The organism is Serratia sp. MYb239 (assembly GCF_002966855.1).
In the GTDB taxonomy this organism is placed as follows: Bacteria; Pseudomonadota; Gammaproteobacteria; order Enterobacterales; family Enterobacteriaceae; genus Serratia_B; species Serratia_B rhizosphaerae.
In genome coordinates this window covers 1,345,303-1,364,148 of record NZ_CP023268.1, presented here as the reverse complement: position 1 = coordinate 1,364,148, position 18,846 = coordinate 1,345,303, and the positions used below count along the sequence as shown (strand labels likewise).

The 18,846-nt window shown below is 61.9% G+C and carries 16 protein-coding genes; 5 read left to right on the top strand and 11 right to left on the bottom strand.

The window, feature by feature from the left end; genetic code table 11:
• Positions 1 to 11 precede the first annotated feature (11 nt).
• The 3 genes from CLM71_RS06550 to atzF are packed head-to-tail and all read right to left on the bottom strand — an operon-like array spanning position 12 to position 6,185.
• The gene (locus tag CLM71_RS06550; protein ID WP_105230281.1) at positions 12 to 719 is read right to left on the bottom strand and encodes a GntR family transcriptional regulator; all 708 of its coding nucleotides are present in this window, start codon (positions 717 to 719) and stop codon (positions 12 to 14) included.
• A gap of 10 nt (positions 720 to 729) precedes the next feature.
• Complete coding sequence (uca, locus tag CLM71_RS06545) at positions 730 to 4,350, bottom strand: urea carboxylase (protein WP_105230280.1); 3,621 nt, start codon at positions 4,348 to 4,350, stop codon at positions 730 to 732.
• 2 nt (positions 4,351 to 4,352) lie between these two features.
• Entirely contained in the window at positions 4,353 to 6,185 is a 1,833-nt protein-coding gene (gene atzF / locus CLM71_RS06540; RefSeq protein ID WP_105230279.1) for an allophanate hydrolase, read from the bottom strand.
• A 543-nt stretch (positions 6,186 to 6,728) separates the two neighbouring features.
• Here atzF and CLM71_RS06535 point away from each other — a divergent pair.
• Positions 6,729 to 7,187, top strand: coding sequence for a DUF5675 family protein (locus CLM71_RS06535; RefSeq protein ID WP_105230278.1), 459 nt, complete (start codon positions 6,729 to 6,731; stop codon positions 7,185 to 7,187).
• Positions 7,184 to 7,840 carry an SH3 domain-containing protein gene (locus CLM71_RS06530; protein WP_105230277.1) on the top strand — a complete coding sequence of 219 codons (657 nt, stop codon included), beginning with the start codon at positions 7,184 to 7,186 and terminating at the stop codon, positions 7,838 to 7,840. Before CLM71_RS06535 ends, CLM71_RS06530 begins: the two co-directional genes overlap by 4 nt.
• A gap of 61 nt (positions 7,841 to 7,901) precedes the next feature.
• On the opposite strand, the gene CLM71_RS06525 is transcribed toward CLM71_RS06530, so the two are convergent.
• The 6 genes from CLM71_RS06525 to CLM71_RS06500 all read right to left on the bottom strand — a co-directional run bounded on the left by CLM71_RS06525 (position 7,902) and on the right by CLM71_RS06500 (position 13,296).
• Positions 7,902 to 8,366, bottom strand: a complete 465-nt coding sequence (locus tag CLM71_RS06525) for a DUF1456 family protein (RefSeq protein ID WP_105230276.1) — start codon at positions 8,364 to 8,366, stop codon at positions 7,902 to 7,904.
• A 99-nt stretch (positions 8,367 to 8,465) separates the two neighbouring features.
• Positions 8,466 to 9,362 (bottom strand): phosphonate ABC transporter, permease protein PhnE, encoded by an 897-nt coding sequence (phnE, locus tag CLM71_RS06520; RefSeq protein ID WP_105230275.1) that lies wholly within the window; start codon positions 9,360 to 9,362, stop codon positions 8,466 to 8,468.
• Positions 9,362 to 10,225, bottom strand: a complete 864-nt coding sequence (gene phnE / locus CLM71_RS06515) for a phosphonate ABC transporter, permease protein PhnE (protein WP_105230274.1) — start codon at positions 10,223 to 10,225, stop codon at positions 9,362 to 9,364. Before phnE (CLM71_RS06515) ends, phnE (CLM71_RS06520) begins: the two co-directional genes overlap by 1 nt.
• Positions 10,226 to 10,301: 76 nt before the next feature.
• Positions 10,302 to 11,234 carry a phosphonate ABC transporter substrate-binding protein gene (gene phnD / locus CLM71_RS06510; protein WP_105233237.1) on the bottom strand — a complete coding sequence of 311 codons (933 nt, stop codon included), beginning with the start codon at positions 11,232 to 11,234 and terminating at the stop codon, positions 10,302 to 10,304.
• A 61-nt stretch (positions 11,235 to 11,295) separates the two neighbouring features.
• Entirely contained in the window at positions 11,296 to 12,129 is an 834-nt protein-coding gene (gene phnC / locus CLM71_RS06505; RefSeq protein WP_105230273.1) for a phosphonate ABC transporter ATP-binding protein, read from the bottom strand.
• A 138-nt stretch (positions 12,130 to 12,267) separates the two neighbouring features.
• Positions 12,268 to 13,296, bottom strand: a complete 1,029-nt coding sequence (locus CLM71_RS06500) for a zinc-binding alcohol dehydrogenase family protein (protein ID WP_105230272.1) — start codon at positions 13,294 to 13,296, stop codon at positions 12,268 to 12,270.
• A gap of 142 nt (positions 13,297 to 13,438) precedes the next feature.
• Between CLM71_RS06500 and CLM71_RS06495 the strand changes: the two genes are divergently transcribed.
• The 3 genes from CLM71_RS06495 (at position 13,439) to CLM71_RS06485 (ending at position 16,882) form a co-directional block, all read left to right on the top strand.
• Positions 13,439 to 14,344 carry a GntR family transcriptional regulator gene (locus tag CLM71_RS06495; RefSeq protein ID WP_105230271.1) on the top strand — a complete coding sequence of 302 codons (906 nt, stop codon included), beginning with the start codon at positions 13,439 to 13,441 and terminating at the stop codon, positions 14,342 to 14,344.
• 183 nt (positions 14,345 to 14,527) lie between these two features.
• The gene (locus CLM71_RS06490) at positions 14,528 to 15,883 is read left to right on the top strand and encodes an MFS transporter (RefSeq protein ID WP_105230270.1); all 1,356 of its coding nucleotides are present in this window, start codon (positions 14,528 to 14,530) and stop codon (positions 15,881 to 15,883) included.
• Between the two features lie 126 nt (positions 15,884 to 16,009).
• Complete coding sequence (locus CLM71_RS06485) at positions 16,010 to 16,882, top strand: NAD(P)-dependent oxidoreductase (protein WP_105230269.1); 873 nt, start codon at positions 16,010 to 16,012, stop codon at positions 16,880 to 16,882.
• Between the two features lie 35 nt (positions 16,883 to 16,917).
• On the opposite strand, the gene CLM71_RS06480 is transcribed toward CLM71_RS06485, so the two are convergent.
• Positions 16,918 to 17,445, bottom strand: coding sequence for a cysteine hydrolase family protein (locus tag CLM71_RS06480; protein WP_105230268.1), 528 nt, complete (start codon positions 17,443 to 17,445; stop codon positions 16,918 to 16,920).
• 31 nt (positions 17,446 to 17,476) lie between these two features.
• The gene (locus CLM71_RS06475; RefSeq protein ID WP_105230267.1) at positions 17,477 to 18,580 is read right to left on the bottom strand and encodes a suppressor of fused domain protein; all 1,104 of its coding nucleotides are present in this window, start codon (positions 18,578 to 18,580) and stop codon (positions 17,477 to 17,479) included.
• Between the last annotated feature and the right edge of the window lie 266 nt (positions 18,581 to 18,846).

The following is an 18,846-nucleotide window of genomic DNA, read 5'->3' as shown; positions in this document are numbered from 1 at the left end:
GGTGAAAGTGATCAAGACGCTGGCCCCTGCTGTAAACGCGCCTGATGCAGGCGGTGCAGGGTTATTTTTCGGACTTCGGCCTTACTGACGGCAATGTGATCGCTAAGCAGCGTTTGCGCCTCCTCGGTGTGACGTTGCGAAATGGCCCGCAGAATCGCGGCGTGTTCCTGATAGGTCGCATCGACCCGTTGATCCTGGGTAAAGTCCAGCCGGCGGATGATGCGGATTTTTTCGGTGACGTCGCGGTGAATACGCGCCATCTCGCCGTTGCCGGCGGCGGCCACCAGCGCCATATGAAACTGTTCGTCGTGCCGCGAGACGCTTTTGCCGTCCTCCAGGCGCGGCGCGTCGATCCAAAAACGCGTCAGCTCCGCCAGCGCCGGCGGCGTCTCGCCCGCCGGGCGGGCGCACAGACGCTTCAGCGCCTCCCGCTCCAGTACGATGCGCAGGTCGTACAACTGTTCGAAATAGTCAAAATCAAACGGCCGCACCTGCCAGCCGCTGCGGAAATGCACGTCGACGTAGCCCTCCCGCTCCAGCCGGAACAGCGCCTGACGCACCGGCGTGCGGCTGGCCGCCATCCGCCCGGCAATCTCGCTCTCGCTGAAGCGGTCGCCCGGCAGCAGGCGAAAATCGAAAATGTCATCCTTCAGCTGCTGGTAGATGCGCTCCGCCAGCCCCTCCGGCCGCGCCTTATGGCGGTTATTGGTCAGTTGCATCATGGTCTCCTCATCCGGCACGTTCCAGCCACAGCAAGGCGTCGCCCGGCCCGACCGGCCGCCCCGGCTGGCAGCCGATGCGCTTGATCACCCCGGCGCGCGGCGCGGTGACCGCCAGCTCCATTTTCATCGCCTCCACCACGATCAGCGGCTGGCCGGCGGCCACCGCCTGGCCCGGCTCGACCAACACCTTCCAGACGTTGCCGTTCAGGTCGGCGCTGACCAGATCGCCGTCCACCTCTTCTTCATCCGCCGCCGGCAAAAGCTGCGCTTCCGGCTCGCTTTCCTGTGTCTGCCAGCGCGCCACCTCGCCGGTGAACGCCTGTTGCTGCCGCTGGCGGAACGCGTCGATCTCGCCGGCGTTATCCGCCAGGAAGCGGCGGTACTCGGCAAAGTCGAACTCGCTGTGCTCTATGCGGATCGTCATGCGGCCGGCGCGGAACGCCTCGCGCTGCGCCTCCAGCTCCTGCTCGCTGACCGGGTAAAAACGCACCTGATCGAAAAAGCGCAGCAGCCACGGTTCGCCGGCGCTGAACTGCGGATTGGTCAGGAACTTGTTCCAGATCGGCAGCGTACGCCCGACCAGCTGATAGCCCCCCGGCGAATCCATGCCGTAGATGCACATATACATGCCGCCGATGCCGACGGTGCCTTCGGCGGTGTGGGTGCGCGCCGGGTTGTATTTCGAACTCAGCAGGCGATGGCGCGGGTCCAGCGGCACCGCGCAGGGCGCGCCGAGATACACATCGCCCAGGCCGAGAATCAGGTAGCTGGCGTCAAACAGGATGTCGCGCACCTGTTCACGGCGGCTCAGCCCGTTGATGCGCTGAATAAAATCGACGTTATTCGGCAGCCACGGCGCCTCGGCGCGCACGGTTTGCCGGTAACGCTCCACCGCGTCCAGCGTCGCGCTGTCCTCAAAGGCCATCGGCAGATGGACGATGCGCGTCGGCACCTTCAGATTGCTGACGTCCTCCAGCGAGCGCTCGCGCGTCAGCAGCCGCGACAGTAGCTCCTGCTGAGCGATGATGCGGCTGTCATAACGAATCTGCAGCGAACGCACGCCGGGCGCCAGCTCCTCAACGCCGGCTATCGGCTGCGCCTGCAGCGACTGCATCAGCAGATGGATACGCAGACGCGACGCCAGATCCAGCACGTTGTCGCCGTACTCCATCAGCAGGTAGCCGTCCCCCGCCTGGCGATAGGTCACCGCCGGCAGGCCGTTATCCGCCTCAAGGCGTGCCAGCACCGCGGCCGACACCGTCCCCGTCGGCGCCAGCGACGGCGGCGGCAACGAGATGGCTTTTACCGCCGCCAGCGCCTCAATGCTGCCGAGCTGCGCCTGCTCCAGCGACTGCGCCTGCTTGAAGCTGATGGGGTGAAAGCGGATGCGGTCGCCCGGCTTCACCTGCCCTACTTTCCACAGCTCCGCGCGGGCGATGGTCACCGGACAGACAAAGCCGCCGAGGCTCGGCCCGTCGCGGGTCAGGATCACCGGAAAATCGCCGGTAAAGTTGATCGCGCCGATGGCGTATTCACAGTCGTGCACGTTGGACGGGTGCAGGCCGGCCTCGCCGCCGTCCTGCCGCGCCCACGCCGGCTTCGGTCCGGACAGGCGCACGCCCAGCCGGTTGGAGTTGTAATGCACCTGCCATTCGCTGGCGAAGAAGGCGTCGATGGATTCCTCGGTGAAGAAGTCCGGCGCGCCGTGCGGGCCGTACAGCACGCCGATATGCCAGACCTCGCCGTACTGCGGGATCAGGCTGGCGTCCAGCGCCTGCGGCGCGGCGATCGGCGCCGGCGTGGTGCTGGCGGGCAGCTGAGGCCGGGCGACGGACAGCATATCGGCCACCCGCAGCGTACGGCCGGCGTGGCCGCCGAACTGGCCAAGCGCGAAGGTGGAGCGGCTGCCCAGATAGAGCGGCACGTCAATGCCGTTGCGCACCGCCAGGTAAGTGCGGCAGCCGTGGCTGGCGCGGCCGAGCGTCAGTACCTGCCCGGCGCGCACCGCCACCGGCCGCCAGTACTCCAGCGCCACGTCGTCCAACGTCGCCGGGCAGTCGGCGCCGGTCAGCGCAATGGTGGCGTCGCAATGGAAGCGCAGCGTCGGCCCCTGCAGGGTAAATTCCAGCCCGGCGGCGCTCGGATGGTTGCCGACGATGCGGTTCGCCAGACGGAAGGCGAAATCATCCATCGGCCCGGACGGCGGCACGCCGATATCCCAGTAGCCAAGGCGGCCGGGGTAGTCCTGCACGCTGCTGTAAGTGCCGGGCTGCAGCACCTCGATGCAGTGAGGCTGATAGACGAATTCGTCCAGCAGGCCGGTCCAGACCTCGCCGGCGCGGAAAGCGTCGGTCGCCACCACCTGGCGCAGATAGTCCAGGTTGGTGGCGATGCCGTGCAGCCGCGTGGCATCCAGCGCCTGCTGCATCTTCGCCAGCGCCGTGGCCCGATCCTCGCCGTAGACGATCAGTTTGGCGATCAGCGGGTCATAAAACGCGGAAACTTCACTGCCGCTGCTGACCCAGCCGTCGACGCGCGTCTCCGGCGGAAACGCCACCTCGGTCAGTACGCCGGGGCTGGGCTGGAAGTTCTTCAGCGGATCTTCCGCATAAATGCGCGCCTCGATCGCCGCCCCGCGCGGTGCGCGCAGCAGCGCCGTCCAGTCCGGCTCATCGCCCGCCGCCACCTGCAGCATGCACTCAATCAGATCCAGGCCGGTCACCATCTCCGTCACCGGATGCTCCACCTGCAGACGGGTGTTCACCTCCAGGAAATAGAACTCATCGCGCCCGGCGTCATAGATAAACTCCACCGTCCCGGCGCTGCGATAGCTGACCGATTCCCCCAGCGCCACCGCCGCCTGATGCAGCGCCTGACGGGTCGCCGCCGGCAGATGCGGCGCGGGCGTCTCCTCCACCACCTTCTGGTTGCGGCGCTGCAGCGAGCAGTCGCGCTCGCCCAGCGCCGCCACCCGTCCCTGACCGTCGCCGAAAATCTGTACCTCGACGTGGCGCGCCCGGTCGACAAAGCGCTCAAGAAACGCGCCGGCATCGCGGAAAAACTGTTCACCCATGCGTTTGACGCCGTCATAGGCCTCGCGCAGCGCCGCTTCGTTATCGCAGCGCGTCAGGCCGATGCCGCCGCCGCCGGCGGTGCTTTTCAGCATTACCGGATAGCCGATGCGCGCCGCCGCGCTGACCGCCTCTTCCACATTCGCCAGCAGGCCGGTGCCCGGCGTCATCGGCACCCCGGCCGCCGCCGCCAGTTCACGCGCCCGGTGCTTAAGGCCGAACTCGCGGATTTGCTGCGCCGTCGGGCCGATAAACGCCACGCCGGCCGCAGCGCAGGCATCGGCAAATTCGGCGCTTTCCGACAGGAAGCCGTAGCCGGGGTAGATCGCCTGCGCGCCGGTCTGCGCCGCCGCCGCCAGAATTTTGTCAATGCGCAGATAGCTGTCGGCGGCCTTGTCGCCCCCCAGCGCCACGGCGTGATCCGCTGCGCTCACGTGCGGCGCATTGCGGTCGGCATCGGAGTAAACCGCCACGCTGGTCACGCCCAGACGTTTCAAGGTGCGGATCGCACGGCAGGCGATTTCGCCGCGGTTGGCAATCAATACGGTGGTAAACATGCTCAAGCCTCCTTCTCTGCGCCGGCGCGATATGCGCGCCAGCCGCCAAATGCGGTAATATCCGTCGCCCCTGCCAGCGCCCATGGCTCGCAGATAAAGCCTTTCACCCGTCGCCCGTCCGCCAGCAGCAGCGTGCCGATGCCCAGCGGCGGCGGCACTTCGGCAACAAACTCGCCAAAGCGCGCCAGCGGGATGTCCCACAGCTCCACCTCAATTGCCGCGCCGTCCTCCGTTTTCACCAGACCCGGCTTCGGCGGCTGCGTATCGGCCAGCGCATACAGCCGGTAACACGGCGCGGTGGTGGTCTGCTCCGCCAGCACCGCCTGCCGCTGCGTCAGCTGCGCGTTGAGCGGCATACCGCGAAGGTGCGCGCCCACCACGGCGACGCGCACATGCTGCGCCGCAGGCGCCAGCGGCGGCTGTGCCGGCAGCGCACGCCCGGTAGCGCCGAGCGACAGCCCCAGTTGCTGCTGCCAGCGCTGGCCGAATGCCGCCAGCGCGCGATCGTGCCAGGCCGGCGCGATCAGCGTGATGCCGGCGGGCAGGCCATCGGCGCGCAGCGCCCCCGGCAGCGCCAGCGCGCTGAGATCGGCCAGATTGGTGAAGTTGGTGTAGGTGCCGAACTGCGAATTGAACAACACCGGCTCCTGCGCCATTTCCGCCAGCGTGCGGATCGTCGGTGAGGTCGGCACCACCAGCGCGTCGAACTGCGCCAGCAGCCGGTTGATCTCACGCGCCAGCTCGGCGCGCAGGTATTCGGCACGATAGGCATCGCAGGCGCTGTAATGCAGGCCGTTGCCGACAATATCGCGCACCACCGGGTCCATCGCCTCGGGGTCATCGCTGAGCATGCCCGCCACCGCCACGGTGCGCTCGGCCACCCACGGCCCTTCGTACAGCTGCTGCGCCAATTGACGGAACGGGGTGAAATCGATCGTTTCCAACTGCGCGCCGCCCTCCCGCAGCTGCGTCAGCGCCGCCTGAAACGCCTGCTCTGCCTGCGGGTCGCCGCAGAACGACGGCGCATCCGGCACGGCAAAGCGCGGCGCGGCCGGCAGATCCGCCGGCGCCGTCTGTGGATTCACGCGGGAATAGGCGTCGTCGGCATCATAGCCGCCGGCCAGTTCAGCGACGCAAGCAGCGTCGGCCACCGTCAGCGCAAAGATGGAGACGCAGTCATTAAGGCGACAGGCCGGCACCACGCCGCGGTTCGACAGCCAGCCTTTGGTTGGTTTTAAACCGACGATATGATTAAACCCGGCCGGTACGCGGCCGGAGCCGGCGGTGTCGGTGCCGAGTGCAAACGGCGTCAGCCCGCGCGCCACCACCGACGCCGAGCCGGAACTGGAGCCGCCGCTGACATACTGCGGATTGAAGCTGTTCACCACCGCGCCATACGGCGAACGGGTGCCGACCAGACCGGTGGCGAACTGATCGAGGTTGGTTTTGCCGATAACGACAGCGCCGGCGGCGCGCAGCCTGGCGACGACGGCGGCATCCTCATCGGCCTGATAGGTAAATGCCGGGCAGGCCGCCGACGTTGGCCAGCCGCCGACATCAATGTTGTCTTTAACCGCAAACGGCACGCCGAACAGCGGCAGGCGGCTGAGGTCCCCGGCTACCGCCGCCAGGCGCTGCGCCAGTTGCTGATACTGCGCCTCACACTGCCGCGCGTCGGGCAGGTAAATCCAGGCGTTGTCGTTACGGTCAAGGCTGGCGACAAGTTGAGAAAGCGTGGCGGCGACGCAGGCGATACGCTCCGCCGCTGGCTGAGTCTGGTAGTAGCGCTGCCACTCGCTGAGGGTAAATCCGTGTTGCTTAACAGGCTGGGTCATCGGCTGAATTCCATCTAGTACACAAGATTGAATCCAGCAGAGCAACGCCCGTGCCAGTTTTTTATTTATTTGATTTTAAATGATTAATTAAAAACAATGCGCGGCGAGTGCAAAAAACGCGCACCAACGGCGCGCAGGTGATGAACAAAAAAGGTGCAGAAAAACGCCTATCGATCAGATGCCCGTGTATTTACCTTTCGCTATCCATTGATAAACATCGGAGAGGCCTCAGTATATTTATAGATTGGCGGAATCAGTAACGGGAAAACCGGAGCATTAAAATATATTAATTTATAATTAAACAACCACAAACCTACGCCTAAATATTAATACACCAACCACCACTTAATTAACTCCATTAAAGCACAAGAATAAAAACGGTAATCACACCATCAATACTTAACAGAATAATACGAAAATCACCACCGGACACCAGTTAGTTTTTTCATTCAGTTGTTAGCCTGTTATAGTAAGACCCCCTCTAGAAAAGCATCAGGAAATCATCACCCCACAGGACAAGGTATATAAATAAGGATATTAATTATGGCAAAGCATACAATTATCATTACCCGCATCTGGCAAACAGATAACTCTACGATAAGCAGCTATGAGATCACCGGCAGCTCTATTAAAGGATACTTCTTAGAAAGGCCCGGGCCTGATACTCAAGAATCATACCAAAGGAAAAGAATTCCCGAGGGGAATTATTCGATAAAATGGCATTACAGCAGTATTCCTACGGTCAGCCCCTATAATCCTGTCCCGCTGCTGTTTAATGCGACCGTCCCTGAATCCCGCAATATCTTAATTCACAACGGCAACTTCCCCCGCGATACCGACGGATGCCTGCTGATTGGCTCATCCAGGGGAGTTGATTTTGTCGGCAACAGCGTCAAAAAGTTAAAAGAGCTGCAAAACTTTATCACCAGCAAAGGAATCAGTAATTTCAGCCTGACGATCAAATCTTGCTATTCTGGCTGCACCACTTCGGAGGGATTATGATTAAAAAACTGATGCTCGCCCTGCTGCTGTCCCTCGGCGTGCAGCCGGCGCTGGCCGAAGCGCAGACGTTCAACGGCGTGCTGCAGGCCTACTGGCTGCCTATCTGGCATGAAGACGTCAATCAGCCGCAGCTGACATACCGTTTCTTCCCGGATGAGTCGTCGGCCGCCAAGGGAAAAGTCATCAACCTGCGCCAGCCCGCTCTCGATCTCAAACGGCTGCAGCAGGATCACCCGGAGTTTATCGCCCGGCGGCAGGGGCACGTGGAGTATTACGGTACGCTGAAGGTTAGCGAGTCAACCGCATATAACGAGTGCGGCCTGGACTTTTATGAGGCGCAAAAGGCCGCATTTACGCCCAAAGCGCCGCAGCCTTTCGATATTGAACAACTGGAAAAGCAAAGCGGCTGTCAGTCCTACCCCTGGCTGCTCAGCTATCAGCTAAAAGCGGACGACGGCGGCGCCGTGCTCAGAGCCGCGCCCGATAGCAGCGCCGAGGCCGTCGCCCAACTCTCCGGCGACCGGCCACTGGTGCAAATCAGGCAGGTCAACGCCGACTGGGTGCAGGTCGCACTCTATGATGCCGCCAACCAGCCGCCGATGGGCAAGACGCGCGGCTATATTGAACTGCGCCATCTGCAGCCGCTCAACTAGCGCGCCGCAAAAAAAAAAGCGCCTCCCTCAGGAGGCGCCGAGATACCGTATTCCGCGCGCGTTACTCGCCGCGCACCCGCTGCGCCAGCCCTTTCAGGAAGTAACGCAGCATCTGATCGCCGCACGGACGATAGTTCTTGGTGCCCGGCTTGCGGAACAGCGCGCTCAGCTCCGGCTTGGAGATGCGGAAATCCACCGCGGTGAAAATCTGGAACAGGTCGACGTCCTTCAGTTCAAACGCCACGCGCAGCTTCTTCAACACCAGGTTATTGGTGATCGGCAGCTCCAGCGGCGGTGCCGGAAATTTATCGTCTTTGCCGCGCTTGAAGAACACCAGGCCGTTGAGGAAATGCCCCATCACCTCATCCGGACACTTCTGGAAGCCCGGTTCGCCTTCCTTGATGATGTAAGCGCCCATCGCTGCGGCGTCAACGTCGAAACCGTCCAGTTTGGCGATGTCCGCCATTTTTACGTCGTTGATTTTCAGCATGTAACGCACGCTGCGCAGGACGTCATTGTTAATCATGGCATTGCCTTTAACGGGTAATCGGATGACGTGCAGCGGGTAAAACGACTGCCGCACGTCAGAATAAGTGCGGCAGTATAGGGACAGGCGCGTGGTTTCTCAATCGATTTGGCGTTTCGCCTGGTACAGCGGGATATCTTCGCCGATGATATATTTGTTGCGCAGCAGCGAGGAGATTTTATCCATCGTCATCACCACCACCACCAGCACCAGGGTGATAAACATCACCACATCCCAGTTCCACAGCCGCATATTTTCCGCATACACCAGGCCGATGCCGCCGGCGCCGACGAAGCCGAGCACCGCCGCCGAACGGGTGTTGGACTCAATCTGATACAGGCTCAGCGCCAGAAAAGTCGGGAAGGATTGGGTAAAAATGCCGAAACGGTGCTTCTGCAGGCCGTTGGCCCCCAGCGCCGTCAGGCCGCGCCCCGGCGATTTTTCCACCGCCTCGTGCCCTTCGGCATACAGTTTGCCCAGCAGCCCGACGTCCTGCATCACGATAGCCAGCACCCCGGCCAGCGGCCCCATGCCCACCGCGCGCACGAAGATCAGCCCCCAGATCGCCATATCAATGCCGCGTAATACATCCAGCAAACGGCGCACCACGGCGGCGACCGGCCGCAGCAGCGGCGTGGCCATCACGTTGCGCGCGGCAAAGAACGACAGCGGCAGCGCAATCAGCGATGCGGTGAGCGTGCCGGCGAACACAATGCCGAGGGTGATAAAGATCTGCTGGAAGTAGTAGCCGAACGGCCAGTTAAAAAAATCGTGCCAGACGAACATGCGCATAAAGTAGCGGCCGAGCTGCTGGCAACCGGTGAGAAACTGCGGCCAGGAGATGCCGAAGAAGTGGAAAAACAGCAGGTAGTACAGCACAAACCCCGCGCCGACCAGCGCCAGAGTGCGCAGATAGCGCCGCTGCTGGCTGAAGATCTCCCGGTGCTGCTGACGCAGCGTGTGCAGCCGTTCCGTGCTTACGGTTTGCTCGAACATTATTTTCCGCCCTCCACCACGCGTTGACGCAGTTTGCCGGAGCTGTAATCCAGCAGCGACACCACCACGATAATCAGCAGCAGCGTCATGCTGACCTGATCGTAACGGTCCAGTTTAATATTGGTCATCAGCTCCTGGCCGATGCCGCCCGCCCCCACCAGCCCGAGGATGGTCGACTGACGGAAGTTGATCTCCAGCCGCATAAAGCTGTAGGACATAAACACCGGCTTCACCTGCGGCCATAGGCCGAAGCGCATGCGCTGCAGCGGAGTGGCGCCGCAGGCGGCCAGGCCGCGCACCGGCTTCGACGACGCGGTTTCCAGCGCCTCATAGAACAGCTTGGTCAGGCTGCCGATGGTGTGCAACGCCAGCGCCAGAAAGCCGGGAATCGCCCCGATGCCGAACGCCATCACAAACATCACCGCCCAGGCCAGCTCCGGCATGGTGCGCAGGAAGGCCACCAGCGTGCGGATGGCGAAGCGCAGCCACCCCGGGCTGTGGGTGTTATTCGCCGCCAGAAAGGCCAGCGCCCCCGCCACCAGCACCGAGCACAGGGTCGCCGCCAGCGCCAACTGCAGGGTTTCCCACAGCAGCGGCAGCTGGATATGCAGCCGGTAACCCCAGTACGCCAGCGATCCTTCGGTATGCCCGTCGGCAAACAGCAGCCGCCAGTGCAGCACCGGCACGGTTTCCGCCAGATAATCGAAGAAGTTGGGCAATGACACCCAGACGGTATGCAGATTGAACTCGGCCAGCGTACCGGCACCGAGGTACAGCCCCACCAGCAGCAGCGACCAAAGCAGCGTTTCACGCTTCTGCTTGCTGCGGATCCGCTGATAGTAATGCGCAAAATCGGTATTCAACGTGGATGTCCATCCGTCGTAAAAAAATGGCTGTCCGTACTCCGGCGCGTGCAAGACGCCGGAGTACGGAAGAGAATCAGCGCTCGCCCTTCGCCAGCGCGCGTTTGAGGTCGATCACCGGCTGGTACTCCGCCAGAGTGGTGTCTTCGATATGCTGCTTGCCGCCCATCGCCTTCACAAAGCAGGCGTGATCTTCTTTATCCAGCTTCTTGATGGCGGCGACCAGTTTGGTTTTGAACTCCGCCGGCAGCGCGCTGCGCACCAGGATCGGGCCGTTCGGGATCAGCGGCGACTGCCAGATAATGCGGATCTTTTTCATCAGATCCGGCTGGTCCATGCGGATCAGGCGGGTAAAGGCGCCGCTGGTGTAGCCGCTGTTGTAGTCGCCGATCATCGAGGTCCAGGTCACCGCGCCGTCAAACTGACCGTTCACCACGCCGAGAATGTCCTGTTCGTGGCCGCCGGAGAAGGTCACGCTGGAGAAGTAACCGTTGTATTGGTTATCCGCGTTGCCGCCGAACTGCTTTTTAAAGTCGTGATCCGGCATCAAAAAGCCGGAGGTGGAATCCGGATCGGCAAAGCCGAAGGATTTCCCTTTCAGATCCGCCAGCTTTTGATACGGACTGTCGGCCTTGACGATCACCACCGAGTGATAGCCGCGCGAGTTGTCGACGTCATCAACCGCGATCCCCACCAGATCCACCGCCTGCGGATCCTTGAGGTATACCGAGGCGAACGACGCCGGCGACATGCTCAGCACCATATCGATCTTGCCGCCGAGCAGCCCCTGGATCACGCCGGAATAGTCGGAGGAGTTGCGCAGTTTGGTGTCTACGCCCAATTCCTTATCAAAAAACTGCTTCACGCACTGGTTGTCGCCAATCTGCTGGGTGGCATTCTGCCCGCCGAGAATGCCCATATTCAGCTCTTTGGGCGCATCCGCCGCCGCCGCGCCGAAGGCCATCAGCACGCCGCTTGCCAGCGCGCTCAGCATCGCTATTTTTTTCATCATCTCATAACCCTGTGTGTGTAAAAGTAACGGTAAAAATGCACAAGCCGCTCTCCGGCGATCAATGGATCTGGCTGACTTCCTCGCCATACAGTTGCTGCAGAATCTGTTCGTCGAGCTGCGACGGGTGGCCGTCAAAAATGATTTTGCCCTGCGCAATGCCGATCACCCGCCCGCAGTACTCTTTCACCAGTTCAACCGAGTGCAGGTTGACCATCACCGCGATGCCGTCTTCGCTTACTTTGCGCAGCGCATCCATAATGCGCCGGGTGTTTTTCGGATCCAGCGACGCCACCGGCTCATCGGCCAGCAGAATCTGCGGGTTCTGCATCAGCGCGCGGCAGATCGCCACGCGCTGCATCTGGCCGCCGGACAGGTTTTCCGCCCGCTGCAAGGCGTGCGGCAGCATATTGAGCCACTGCAGCAGTTCAATGGCGCGCGCCCGGTCGGCGTCGTCGAAGACTTTGAAGAAGGATTTCAGCGTCGAGGTGTGGCTGAGCCGCCCCAGCAAGACGTTAGTGATCACATCCAGCCGCGGCACCAGGCAAAAATCCTGGAAAATCATGCCGCAGCGGGCGCGCCAGCTGCGCATCTGACGCGCCGACAGCTGGGCGATGTCCTGCGCCACGCCCTGCGGATCGATATGCAGCATCTCGCCGCAACTGGAAGGAATGGTGCCGTTCAGGGTGTGCAGCAGGGTCGATTTCCCTGCGCCGGAGCGGCCGATCACCGCCACAAACTCGCCGGCGTGCAGAGAAAAATTGATATCGTCCAGCACCCGCTGCTGCGCCTTATAGGCTTTGCCCAATCCTTTCACTTCCAGAACTTTGCGCCGCGTACGGGTCTGCACGGGCGGGAATTCGCTCGGTGCCAGTTTTAACAGTGCCTGAGCCATATGCCGTATCTCATTAGGTTGGCGATTCGTGATGGGCACCTATTTAGGGATAAATTTATGACATTGGGATGATGGTTTTATGGCGGGGAGGTGACGACGGCGTGATGTATCGCCCGGATAGCCGGGCGAAAAGCAGCATTACTTGTGGAAGTGAATCACTCCTTTGATCAGCGTGCGGTTGTTGATCACGTCACGCTCATAGCATTCGGCCAGGGTGTCGAAGGCAAAATGGTGCGACAGCATCATCTCGGCGCGAATTTTACCCGCCGCCATCAGCCGCCCCACTTTGGAGAAATCTTCATGCGTCGCGTTGCGGCTACCCATCAGGGTGGTCTCTTTTTTATGGAACTCCGGGTCGTCGATACTGAACTCCCCTTTGAACAGCCCGACGAACACAATGCTGCCGCCGTGGCGGATCAGGTTGACGCAGTTGTTCATCGCCAGCCGGTTGCCGGTGGCGTCAATCACTTTGGCCGCCAGCATGCCGGAAAACTGCGCGCGCAGCGCAGCGTCAAAGCCGGCGTCCGCCGGATCGAGCGTCGCAACCCCCAGCACCTGCGCCACATGGGCGCGGCGTTCCGCGCTGGTATCGGCCACCACCACCTGCGCGCCGTCGGCGTGGGCAATCGCCGCCACCCCCAGCCCGATCGGCCCGGCGCCCACCACCAGCAGCTGCTCGCCCGGCGCCACCGCCGCGCGCCGCACCGCATGGGCGCTGATGGCGAACGGTTCAATCAGCGCGGCGCTTTCGGGCGCCAGATCGTCGACCGCCAGCAGGTTGCTGACCGGCACGCTGAGGTATTCGCAAAAACCGCCGTCCTGGTGCACGCCGATCACCGAAATATTTTCACAGCAGTTGCCGCGGCCGCTCTGACAGGCGCCGCAGCTGCCGCAGGACAGATAAGGCATCACCGCCACCCGCTGCCCGACCCGCCAGTTTGCAACGTCCGCGCCCAGGCCGACGATATGGCCGCAAATTTCATGGCCCAGCACGCGCGGATAGGCGAAAAACGGCTGATTCCCCGCCCACGCGTGAATGTCGGTGCCGCAGATGCCGACGGTGTGTATCTGTAAAAGCGCTTCGCCCGCCGCCGGTTCCGGCACCGGGCGCTGTTGATAAACCAGTTGCTTCGGCTGCTGACAAATCAATGTATTCATTGTGGCCATGATGACTCCTCCCGTGATCTGGCGTTTGTTATTCAATAAAAAACGCCCACGCCAGGACTTCAGCATAAGGAAGTGTGACTCAGTCCAAAATAAACCGCTTTAAATTGGTTTTAAATGCCGGAAAAAACCGCCGAGAGACGTGATGAGCAGAACACAAAACCTGCGGCAGATGGTGATCAATCAGATGATTGACGGCATGACACGGGGCCATCTGACCTCGCCGCTGCCCTCTCAGGCCACGCTGGCCGAGATGTACAACATCAGCCGCACCACGGTGCGCCACGCGCTGGCCCACTTTCAACAAACCGGCGTACTGGCGCCGCAGGCCGACGGCTATGTCATCGCCCGTCTGCCGCAGGAGGAGGAGTGTTTCGACTGCCGCGAGCAGTCGCCGGAGGCGCAGAACGAACGCTTTGAACGGGCGTTTTTCCAGCTGATTAACCAGCAACAGCTGCGCGCCGGCGACAGTTTCAGCGAGCTGCAGCTGGCGCGCCAGATGAACGTCAGCCCGGCGGTGGTGCGGGAATTTCTGTTGCGCCTGAGCCGCTACCAGTTGGTCGACAACGTCAAACGCGGGCAGTGGTGCCTGAAAACCTTCGACCAGCATTACGCCGAACAGCTGTTCGAACTGCGCCAGATACTGGAAACCCATGCGCTGTCGCGCTTTCTCAACCTGCCGGCTGACGATGCGCGCTGGCTGAAGGCCAGAGAGCTGCTGCGCCGCCACCGTGAGCTGCGTGACGATATCAGCCTGCACTACCGGCAGTTCTCCGCGCTGGACAGCGACTTCCACCGCCTGATCCTCTCCGCCGCCAATAACCCGTTCTTCAACCAGTCGCTGGAGGTGATCTCGGTCATCTTCCATTTCCACTATCAGTGGGACGCCAGCGACCTCAAGCAGCGTAATATCATCGCCATTGAGGAGCATATGGCGATTCTCAGCGCGCTGATTTGCCGCAACGACCAGCAGGCCACCCATGCGCTGCACCGCCACCTCGACAGCGCCAAACAATCGATGATCCGCTCCCTCGCCCACACCGTCTCCTGACGCCCGCTCGGTAATAAAAAACCGATAAAAAACCGTAAAAGCCTATCTGCCGCACGGAACCCGATCTCCCCGGATTCGGACGCGAAATGCGCCATTTAGGCTGATTAGCGGTCAGACCAAGCATTCCCTGCATCCCGGGCCCCCAACGATAAATATTATTAACGTGGAATTCTGGAGACAATGATGGAAAAAACTCATACCGCTACCCGCCCGACGGCCACAGAGCCGGATGCGGCCGATTCGATCGTTCCCATGCCTCCCGACGGCGCGCTGGTGCGTTCCGCGCGCATCAAGAAAATTCAGACCACCGCAATGCTGCTGCTGTTTTTAGCCGCGATCATTAACTTTCTCGACCGCAGTTCGCTGTCGGTCGCCAACTCCACCATCCGCGAAGAGATGGGGCTGAGCGGTACGGAAATCGGCCTGCTGCTGTCGGCCTTTTCGCTGGCCTACGGCCTCGCCCAGCTGCCCTGCGGCCCGCTGCTGGACCGCAAGGGGCCGCGCATTATGCTGGGCCTCGGCATGTTCATCTGGTCGCTGTTCCAGACGCTGTCCGGCATGATCCAGAACTTTACCCAGTTTATCTGGGTGCGCATCGGGCTGGGCATCGGCGAAGCGCCGATGAACCCCTGCGGCGTCAAGGTGATCAATGACTGGTTCAACATCAAACAGCGCGGTATGCCGATGGGCATTTTCAACGCCGCCTCCACCGTCGGCCTGGCGATCAGCCCGCCGATCCTCACCGCCATGATGCTGGTGTTCGGCTGGCGCGGCATGTTTATCACCATCGGCCTGCTGGGCATCGCCCTGTCCATCGGCTGGTACATGCTGTACCGCAACCGCCAGGACATCGACCTCAGCGCACAGGAGCAGAGCTACCTCAACGCCGGCAGCGTCAGCGCACGCCGGGAGCCGATGAGCTTTAAAGAGTGGCGCTCGCTGTTCAGAAACCGCACCATGTGGGGCATGATGATCGGCTTCAGCGGCATCAACTACACCGCCTGGCTGTATCTCGCCTGGCTGCCCGGCTACCTGCAGACCACCTACCACCTGGATTTGAAAAGCACCGGGCTGCTGGCCGCCATTCCGTTTCTGTTCGGCGCCGCCGGCATGCTGTCCAACGGTTTTGTGACCGACTTTTTAGTCAGACGCGGCATGGAGCCGGTCAAAAGCCGCAAGCTGTGCATCGTCTCCGGGATGCTGCTGTCCGCCGCCTTTACCTCGGTGGTGGCGCAGGCCACCACCACCACCAGCGCGGTGACGCTGATCGGCATGGCGCTGTTTTGCATCCACTTTGCCGGCACCTCCTGCTGGGGGCTGATCCACGTATCGGTCACCTCGCGCATGACCGCCTCGGTAGGCAGTATCCAGAACTTCGCCAGCTTTATCTTCGCCTCGTTCGCGCCGGTGGTGACCGGCTGGATCCTCGATACCACCCACTCGTTCAGCCTGGCGCTGACCCTGTGCTCCTGCTTTACCCTGATCGGCGCGCTCTCCTACCTGCTGGTGGTGAAACAGCCGATCACCGACGCGCAGTAATACTCCCCGCCGGCGGCGCACCTCTGCGCCGCCCTTTTCCCCGGTAGGAAAACGTTACATTGCCGGCGTTGCGTTCCCGCCGCGCTGCGCTAGGGTTAAGCTGTCAACTCACAACAGGAGCGCATGATGAAAATCGGATTTGCCGGGCTGGGCGGTATGGGCCGCGCCATGGCCCATAATCTGCTGCAGGCCGGTTACCCGCTGACGGTGTGGAACCGTTCACCGCAGGCGGCGCAGCCGCTGGTCGACGCCGGCGCACGACTGGCGGCGCAGCCCGCCGATCTGGCAGAGGTTGATATCTTGATCACCATGCTGGCCAACGACGCAGCGCTGGAACAGGTGGTGGTGGAAAGCGGCCTGCTGGCGCAGATGCGCCCCGGCGCGGCGCACGTCAATATGGCGACCATCTCCGTGGCGCTGGCGCAGCGGCTGGCAGAACTGCATCAGCAGCACAATATCGGCTATCTGGCAGCGCCGGTGCTCGGCCGTCCCGACGTTGCCGCCGCCGGCCGGCTGAATATTCTGGCCGCCGGTGACCCGGCCCTGCTGGCGCGGGTGCAGCCGCTGTTCGACGTGCTGGGGCAGCGCACCTGGCCGTTCGGCGAGCGGCCGGAACAGGCCAATATCGTCAAAATCGCCGCCAACTTCACGCTGGCAAGCGCCATTGAGGCGATGGCGGAAGGTAGCGCGCTGGTGCGCAATCACGGCGTATCCGGCGCGGACTATCTGCAGATGCTGACCGGCACCCTGTTTTCCGCCCCGGCCTATCAGGGCTACGGCGCGCTGATCGCCGAGGAGAACTATCAGCCGGCGGGGTTTAAACTGACGTTGGGGATGAAAGACGTAGGTCTGGCGCTGGAGGCCGGCGGCAACAGCCATACGCCGATGCCGTTCGCCAGCGTGCTGAAAGATAATTTTCTGGATGCCATCGCCCACGGTGAGGGGGAACTGGACTGGTCGGCGCTGGCCAATGTGGCGGCGCGACGCGGCGGCCTGTGAGGTAAAACGGAGCGCCGTCGGCGCTCCGCTTCATTTCAGAACTGAATCTCCGCCGCGGGCAGCGCGCGGATCGGCACGCCGAAGCTTTTCATACCCGACAGCGCTGCATTGTGGTGATTGCGGATCCAGTCGCCGCTGGCGTGCGCTTTATCATGGCTGGTGTGTGCATCCGCCGCCAGCACCACCGGGTAGCCGTGGCCGGCCGCGCGGCGCGTGGTGCTGTCCACGCAGTACTCCGTAGAGTAGCCGCAAATCACCAACTGCGTTACGCCGTGCTGCTCCAGCAACGCCTGCAGATTGGTGCGCAGGAAAGAATCCGGGGTGGTTTTCTCCACCCGCAGATCGGTGTCTGCCACCTGCAGACGCGGCTCAATCTGCCAGCCGTCGCTGCCATGCGCCAGTTCCCGATCGGCAGTCTGATGCTGGACAAAGATCACCGGCACGCCGGACTGACGCGCCCGCGCGCTCAGCTGGTTAATCCGCTCAATCACCGCATCGGCATCCGCCGGCGGCGGCACAAACAGTCCCTTCTGCACATCAATAATCAATAATGCTGGCTTCATTAGCGCTCTCTTAATCCGTGGGTTAACCTGCTCACGCCAGCGGCTGGCGCGGCCGGAAGATGTGATCGACGCCCTGCTCGCGCAGCCGGCTGACCAGCTCATGGCCGCCGTTCGGCGTTGCCTGCGCCAGCTCGCGCTCGCCGGCAAACACCGGGCTGGCCCACAGCAGGTTGACCGGGTCGCCCTGCTGCTGCGGCAGCGTCAGATACTGCTGGTGCGGATAAAACGACGACGACAGCAGATAGCCTTCATAGCCCTGCGGCGCCACTTCCGACGCCAGCGTATGCCCTTCGCCGAACCAGGTAATCTGCGCCCAAGGCACGTGCGCCACGCCGGCCAGCGCGCTGGCCATCTGCACCGCGTTCTCTTCGGTCATATACTGGCCGTCGATGGCGATCCCCAGCTCGATACGCCGGTACAGGGAAGCGTCGTCATTAAACAGGATCTCCATCCACGGCATCGGCCGGATGCTGACGCCCATGGTGAGGAAATAGTAGATGCCGTCGCGCTCGTGCTGGGAGATCGCCATCGGTGGCCACTTGCCCTGATCGATGGCGTAATACTTCACCGACGGGCCGAAATGCTGCTCATAGCGCGCCATATACTCGCTTTGCATGGTCGGCCACGGGTTGCCCTCTTCACGTTGCCAGCGCCGCCAGAACTGGCGGGTGGCCTCGGCCTGCGCATATTGCGTGTTGGTGGAGGCGGAACCCAGCGGGTAGGCCAGCGGGCTTTCTTTAATGCAGCTGGCCGAATAGCAGACCGAATGGTCGATATACAGGCTCCAGCCGGGGATCACCGCCAGCAGCTGGCCGTAATACCACAGCGCCGCGCCGTCGTCGCTCTCGTTCCAGATAACCTGCAGGCCGTCCGGCTGCAGCGGCGCTTCACCTTCCAGGTTGCGGCAAAACTCAGCGGCCAGCATCGGCGGCTGCCCCATCTCCAGCGCGGCGCGGTCTTCCTGCTGCGGCGCGGCCTCCAGATTGCGCAGCCAGCAGGCGCGCACCTGAAAACGCTCGCTGAAGGCGTCAGCGGGATAAATATAAAAATAGGCAGCCCGGTGATCTTGCTGAACCACCGCCATCAGCGTCTGGTTATCATTACTGACTTCAGCAAGTACATATGACTCGTTCATATCACCTCAATAGGGGTCACGGCGCGGCAATCGCCTGCCGCGCACTGTCCAAAATCGTCAAAGCTGATGCTTCAACCATCAAGGATACAAAAGGATTTTTGCTTTTCGCCAGTGTAAAACGCATTTCATCGCACAATCACGCGTAAAAGTCTCAAAAATTCAGCGATTACGCGAATTTTTCCGTAAATTTTTTCTGCGGCGTCGCCGGGAGATTTTCGTTGCGGGCTATTTCAGCGTACATTTAGGCCAGTTTACCCCAGGAGGCA